The organism is Pseudoalteromonas sp. S3260 (genome assembly GCF_005886925.1).
Classification (GTDB): Bacteria; Pseudomonadota; Gammaproteobacteria; order Enterobacterales; family Alteromonadaceae; genus Pseudoalteromonas; species Pseudoalteromonas tetraodonis.
Genome location: NZ_PNCV01000079.1, coordinates 22,444 through 28,512, shown reverse-complemented (window position 1 = coordinate 28,512; position 6,069 = coordinate 22,444). Strand labels below are relative to the sequence as shown.

Annotated in this window: 7 protein-coding genes; 3 read left to right on the top strand and 4 right to left on the bottom strand. The window is 42.0% G+C overall.

What is annotated here, in order from left to right; translation table 11 throughout:
* Positions 1–86 precede the first annotated feature (86 nt).
* On the bottom strand, positions 87–452 hold the full coding sequence (locus CWC14_RS13550) for a hypothetical protein (RefSeq protein ID WP_013464067.1): 366 nt from the start codon (positions 450–452) through the stop codon (positions 87–89).
* 61 nt (positions 453–513) lie between these two features.
* Positions 514–1,389, bottom strand: a complete 876-nt coding sequence (locus CWC14_RS13545) for a TolB-like translocation protein (RefSeq protein WP_138563355.1) — start codon at positions 1,387–1,389, stop codon at positions 514–516.
* A gap of 115 nt (positions 1,390–1,504) precedes the next feature.
* On the opposite strand from CWC14_RS13545, the gene CWC14_RS13540 reads away from it, so the two are divergent.
* The 3 genes from CWC14_RS13540 to yjjG are packed head-to-tail and all read left to right on the top strand — an operon-like array spanning position 1,505 to position 3,690.
* Complete coding sequence (locus tag CWC14_RS13540) at positions 1,505–2,404, top strand: phosphoribulokinase (RefSeq protein ID WP_008114793.1); 900 nt, start codon at positions 1,505–1,507, stop codon at positions 2,402–2,404.
* Positions 2,405–2,464: 60 nt separating this feature from the next.
* On the top strand, positions 2,465–3,004 hold the full coding sequence (gene yjjX, locus CWC14_RS13535; protein WP_036956005.1) for an inosine/xanthosine triphosphatase: 540 nt from the start codon (positions 2,465–2,467) through the stop codon (positions 3,002–3,004).
* A gap of 11 nt (positions 3,005–3,015) precedes the next feature.
* Entirely contained in the window at positions 3,016–3,690 is a 675-nt protein-coding gene (yjjG, locus tag CWC14_RS13530; protein ID WP_013464063.1) for a pyrimidine 5'-nucleotidase, read from the top strand.
* 103 nt (positions 3,691–3,793) lie between these two features.
* On the opposite strand, the gene lpxC is transcribed toward yjjG, so the two are convergent.
* Positions 3,794–4,705 carry a UDP-3-O-acyl-N-acetylglucosamine deacetylase gene (gene lpxC, locus CWC14_RS13525; RefSeq protein WP_138563353.1) on the bottom strand — a complete coding sequence of 304 codons (912 nt, stop codon included), beginning with the start codon at positions 4,703–4,705 and terminating at the stop codon, positions 3,794–3,796.
* A 106-nt stretch (positions 4,706–4,811) separates the two neighbouring features.
* Positions 4,812–6,068, bottom strand: coding sequence for a cell division protein FtsZ (gene ftsZ / locus CWC14_RS13520; RefSeq protein WP_138563351.1), 1,257 nt, complete (start codon positions 6,066–6,068; stop codon positions 4,812–4,814).
* Position 6,069: the final 1 nt, after the last annotated feature.

Genomic DNA, 6,069 nt, shown 5'->3' with positions numbered 1-6,069 from the left:
CAACTATCCTGACACAGGGGGAGGTTAAGGGTTAAAGATTTTATCTTGCACCTTTTGCCTTTAGCCCTTAGCCCTTAGCCCGTCTATTAACCGCCAATAATCATCGTTAGCTTTGCTATAAACTCTTTCGCTGCTTGCTCAGAGTTAATTTTAAAAGCGACACCATAATGAATAGGCTGCGTACTTTTATAAATACGGGTAGGAAAACGGGTCATTTCACTGCTATGAAAATAGCCTTGAGTACGCACAACCCCATCAATATCAGTAAAGTCATCGCTAAACACTTCAAATGCAGGGCGGATCACAATTTTACCTTTACCTGCTTCCGCATGGGTATAAAACGCTTCTTTAGAGTTTACTAGCATATACTCAGCTATGTTTTTTATTTTAAAGTTACTTCTACACTCTAGTTTGATCAGCTGCTCGGTTAACTCGTCTGCACTAAATGCCATGTTTATCCCTATTCGTTGATTTATGTATAACCTTAACGCATACGCAATATGAAGTCTTATTTTATTGTGTTACGTGGCAGACAAATGCAAGCTTATCGTTGTTATAACTCATTCGAGTAATATTCGTTTTGCAGTAGTTGCTTAAATCAAGCCACTGCGATATAGCAGAGCCGCGTGTTAATTTACGCTGGTAAACACGGTTTTTAATTGCGTAAGCAATGGTATTTTCATCTTTTAAGATGAAATCTTGTACTTGGTTTGGCAGTCTAAGTATATCGGTAACTTGCTTAGTTTGTGGATCAAAACGCGCTAGGTGATGCTGCCCGTGTTTACTATGGCTAAATAAAAACTCAGCCTGCGCTTTATTATAAATAAGCGTGCGACCAATATCGCTTGCTACCACCTCACCTTTTGCCGCAGCAACCGAGGTATATTGCAAAGTGTGTGGTTCGCCTAAAATAAACATCACTAAATCGTTGTTACTTCCCCAAGCGTGGTAGCCTACAGGTTCAATCCAATCAAAAATACGACTTGCAGCCAACTCGGGTGCCAACGGATATTGCCATAGCTTTTGTTTACCATCGTCTTCAACGACAATCGCCGATAAGTGCTGCCCACCCGGTGTTAAAGTGGGCGAGTATTCACTTTGTGGCGTATCAGTGACCATAGAGGTTTGTTTTGATGATAAACTGTAAAGCGCAATATCTGTTTGACTCTGGTCATTACTGATTATTTCTCGGGTATAGTATAGGCCGGTGTCGGTTAAATGGGGTTGATTGTTATAGCTCGTTTTATCACTAACAATGCTTACACGTATACCATGTGGAGTATTTAAATCGGCGAGCAAAATTTGGCTTTTAGGCATACTTGCCTGAGCAATATCTAGCGTTAAAGCATTTATAGCTATAAGCCCTAACAACGGTTTGATCAGTTTCATGCTTTCTCTCGTTTTAATTTTAAGCACCTCATGATAACGTTATTTACTGATGACGTCACTTGACCTAAGTCAGTCAACTCTTTATAACTAACGGGTCATAAAAAAGAGAACAAACATGTCAGCTAAACACCCTATTATTGCAATCACCGGTTCATCTGGAGCGGGCACAACGACCACCACTAACGCCGTGAAGCATATTTTCCGTAGCCTTGATATCAATGCGGCATTTATCGAAGGTGATAGCTTTCATCGTTATACACGTCCTGAAATGGACAAAAAAATTCGTGAAGCACAGCAAGAAAGTAAACACATTAGCTATTTTGGCCGAGAAGCTAACGACTTTGGCGCCTTAGAAGACTTATTTACTAAATACGGTGAAACCGGCGAAGGAAAACTTCGTCGTTATTTACACACCTTTGATGAAGCCGTGCCTTATAACCAGTTACCTGGGACATTTACCCCATGGCAAGAACTTGAGCAAAATACAGATCTGATGTTTTACGAGGGTCTACATGGCGGTGTAGTTGATGAAGATCATGATGTTGCTAAACATGTTGATTTACTCATAGGCATGGTGCCTATTATTAACCTTGAATGGATCCAAAAGCTTATTCGCGACACCTCAGAACGCGGCCACTCTCGTGAAAAAGTCATGGACTCGATTGTACGCAGTATGGATGACTACATTAATCATATAACGCCGCAATTTTCTCGTACCCATATTAACTTTCAGCGAGTCCCCACCGTTGATACTTCCAACCCATTTAGCGCTAAAGATATCCCCTCCCTTGATGAAAGCTTTGTTGTGATTCGCTTTAGGGGGATTGATGATGTTGATTTTCCGTATTATTTGCGGATGATTGAAGGCAGTTTTATGTCGCGTATAAACACCTTAGTGGTGCCTGGTGGTAAAATGGGTCTCGCGATGGAACTGGTGCTCACGCCTCTAATAAAAGATATTATTTTGAAAAAACGCGCCTTAGCAAAGTTAGCCCCGCCTGAAATTCCTATTTAGACTCTTTTTTGTGAACCCTAACTCACGTACACTGCTGATTTTAAGTATGACGAGTTTAATATGTCGCAATCAATTAAAATTATTGTTGGGTCTAAAAACCCAGTAAAAATCAATGCCGCTAAACATATTTTTGCGATGTATTTTCCTGAGCGTGTAATCGAATGTAGTAGTGTTCACGCGCCCTCAGAGGTACCCGATCAACCCTTAGGTGAAGAGCAAACCTGCTTAGGGGCACAAAATCGCGTTAATTACTGTAAAAACCACTATCAGGCAGACTACTATGTGGCGATGGAAGGTGGTGCAGCGCAATTTAGCTATGGTGCGGCAACCTTTGCCTATGTAGTTATTGATAATGGCGCACAGCAAGTTACAGGCCGAAGCAGTAACTTACCCCTGCCCACTGTGTTTTATAAAGCATTGCTTCAAGGTGAAGAGCTTGGTGACGTGATGGATAAAGCCTTTAATACCACCAATATTAAACAGCAAGGGGGTGCTATTGGCTTGTTAACTGATCATCATGCAACACGAGAAAGTACCTATACTCAAGCGCTGACACTCGCCATGGCGCCTTTTCTTAATCCCACTCTATATAATCAATAACGGATGTTTTAATGAAGTATAACTACGTATTATTTGATGCCGACGAAACCTTATTTAGCTTTAATGCCTTTGCTGGCCTTAAAAACATGCTAGCAACCTATGACATGGATTTTACCGAGGCAGATTATGCCCATTATCAAAACACCAATAAGTCATTATGGATTGCTTATCAAAACAACGAGATCACCTCAAGTCACTTACAAGTAACTCGTTTTAGCGAACTGGCAAATAAACTAGATGTGCCAGCTCAACAGCTCAATGATGATTTTTTATCAGCAATGGCCGAAATTTGTATGCCTTTACCCGGCGCCGTTGAATTATTAAATGCCCTTAAACCCCATGCCAAGCTGGGCATTATTACCAATGGTTTTTCTCAGTTACAAGCACGTCGCCTAGCGCATACAGGGCTGCAAGATATGTTTGACTGGTTGGTTATTTCTGAGCAAGTCGGCATTGCTAAACCTGCAAAAGAGATATTTGAGCACACCTTTAACTTAATGGGTAATCCACCGAAAGAGCAAATTTTAATGGTCGGTGATACCGCCAGCAGTGATATTCTTGGCGGTCAAAATGTGGGAATTGACACTTGTTGGCTGCAACATCCTGGCGTGAACTTGCCTGAGGGAATTAAACCAACATATCAGGTAACCCAGCTTAAACAGTTGCAAACTATATTAGGACTTTGATAATAAAAGCCTGAGTGTAATTTAGCTGTTTAGCTAATTAACAAACAAAAAAATGACGCTAATAAGCGTCATTTTTTATAACTGTATATAAGTGATTAACTAATTAGGCGTTAGCTAGCTCAAGGCCGGGTGCAGGCATCGTCACAGGCGTTTCAAAGGTTGCCCACTCCCATGCTGACTCAGTTGCCATAATTTTGCGTAGTAACTTATTATTTAAATCATGACCTGATTTAAATGCGGTTACTTTGCCTAAAAGGTTGTGACCTGTCATAAACATGTCACCTACACAGTCTATAATCTTATGCTTGACGAACTCGTCTGCGTAACGCAAACCGTTCGGATTTAAAACTTTAAATTCATCAAGTACCACTGCGCTATCCATGCTGCCACCTAGTGCTAGGTTGTTCGCATGCATGTATTCAATGTCTTTCATAAAGCCAAAAGTACGCGCACGGCTTATCTCTTCAGTAAAGCTTTGTGCCGTAATATCTAAACCAACGCGTTGGCGGCTTTCATTGATTGCAGGGTGATCGAAGGCAATTTCGAAATCGATGTGGAATCCGTCGTAAGGTTCTACTTCGGCCCATTTATCACCTTCTTCAATACGTACTTTTTCTTTAATACGAATAAAGCGTTTTGCAACATTTTGCTCTTCAATGCCGCCTTTTTGTAATAAATAAATGAATGGCAATGCACTACCATCCATTATTGGTACTTCTGAGCTATCAAGTTCAACAATTAAATTGTCGATTCCCATTGCCGCAACCGCCGCAATTAAGTGCTCAGTAGTCGATAAGCGAACGCCATCTTTGTTAATTAAACAGGTACACAATTGCGTATCACCAACGGCTTCAGGTGTTGTTTCAAAATCAACAACCGGATCAAGGTCGACACGACGAAATACAATCCCAGTATTTGCGCTCGCAGGTCGGAGAGTTATTGTGACCTTCTCACCTTTATGAAGTCCAATTCCTATGGCTTTGACTACTTGTGCAATCGTACGCTGTTTAATCATAGGTTCGCTCACTTTAGTATATATTACAGTTAGACGGCGGAGTGTAGCATAAATACGGTATAACTACAATATTCGTTCACATTTCGCACAAAAGTACTGTTTTTTATTAATCTGCTTGTTTACGTAAAAAAGCAGGGATGTCGAAATAATCGCCACCTTCAGATTTATCTGTTTTCTTAGCACTACTTGACGACGTATTCGCTGAAGAACTTGAAGAGCTCGTCGATGTGCTTTGCTCTTTTGATTCTGTTTGCAATGTCGTGTCAGGCTCTTCAGTCGTGCTTGCGCCTTGGCTTGCAAAGCTAGGAACATACATGCTGCTGCTTGTTTGCGTGCTTGAACTGGCTACATCAGAACCTGATGCTTTTTTAAAGCCATTATCTACAATACCAAACTGTGGACGACGATCGCCGCCTAAGCCAGTTGCAACAACCGTTACACGTAGCTCGTCTGTCATTTCAGGGTCGATTACCGCACCCACAACCACCGTTGCGTTTTCAGACGCTAGCGCCTTAACGTGATTACCTACGATTTCAAATTCTTCAATCGCGATATCCATGCCGGCAGTAATATTAACCAAGATACCTTTAGCACCGGTTAAATCAACGTCTTCTAGTAATGGGCTTGAAATAGCCGCTTCTGCTGCTTCTTGTGCACGATCAGGACCCGAGGCAGATGCAGTCCCCATCATGGCTGTACCCATTGCAGACATAACAGTACGTACGTCGGCGAAATCCACGTTAATTAGACCCGAGCGTGTGATTAGCTCAGCAATACCCTGTACCGCACCAAATAATACGTCATTTGCTTTAGCAAACGCATCCAGTAAAGTTGTCCCTTTACCTAATACTTTTAGTAATTTGTTATTTGGAATAGTAATTAACGAGTCCACGATTTCAGACAATTCGCTAATCCCCTGCTCTGCAGCAGCAGCACGTTTTTTACCTTCAAAATCAAATGGACGCGTTACAACTGCCACGGTTAGAATGCCCAGCTCTTTAGCAATTTTAGCCACGACTGGCGCTGCTCCGGTCCCTGTACCGCCGCCCATACCTGCCGCTATAAATACCATATCGGCGCCTTCAAGGCTGGCACGAATCGTTTCTGCGTCTTCTTCAGCCGACTGACGGCCTACTTCAGGGTTTGCACCCGCACCTAACCCAGAGGTTATTTGCGTACCTAATTGTACCGTTACATCAGCGGCTGAATTACGTAATGCTTGTGCATCCGTATTCGCTGCAATAAAACGAACACCTTCTATTTGTTGTTTTACCATGTGCTCAACTGCGTTACCGCCGCCGCCACCAACACCGATTACTTTTATTACAGCTTCTTCGCTGTGTTGTTCCATTATATCAAACATA

Coding starts and splice junctions, on each gene's coding strand:
- CWC14_RS13550 (WP_013464067.1), bottom strand. CDS start 452: ATGGCATTTAGTGCAGACGAGTTAACCGAGCAGCTGATCAAACTAGAG.
- CWC14_RS13545 (WP_138563355.1), bottom strand. CDS start 1,389: ATGAAACTGATCAAACCGTTGTTAGGGCTTATAGCTATAAATGCTTTA.
- CWC14_RS13540 (WP_008114793.1), top strand. CDS start 1,505: ATGTCAGCTAAACACCCTATTATTGCAATCACCGGTTCATCTGGAGCG.
- yjjX (WP_036956005.1), top strand. CDS start 2,465: ATGTCGCAATCAATTAAAATTATTGTTGGGTCTAAAAACCCAGTAAAA.
- yjjG (WP_013464063.1), top strand. CDS start 3,016: ATGAAGTATAACTACGTATTATTTGATGCCGACGAAACCTTATTTAGC.
- lpxC (WP_138563353.1), bottom strand. CDS start 4,705: ATGATTAAACAGCGTACGATTGCACAAGTAGTCAAAGCCATAGGAATT.
- ftsZ (WP_138563351.1), bottom strand. CDS start 6,068: ATGTTTGATATAATGGAACAACACAGCGAAGAAGCTGTAATAAAAGTA.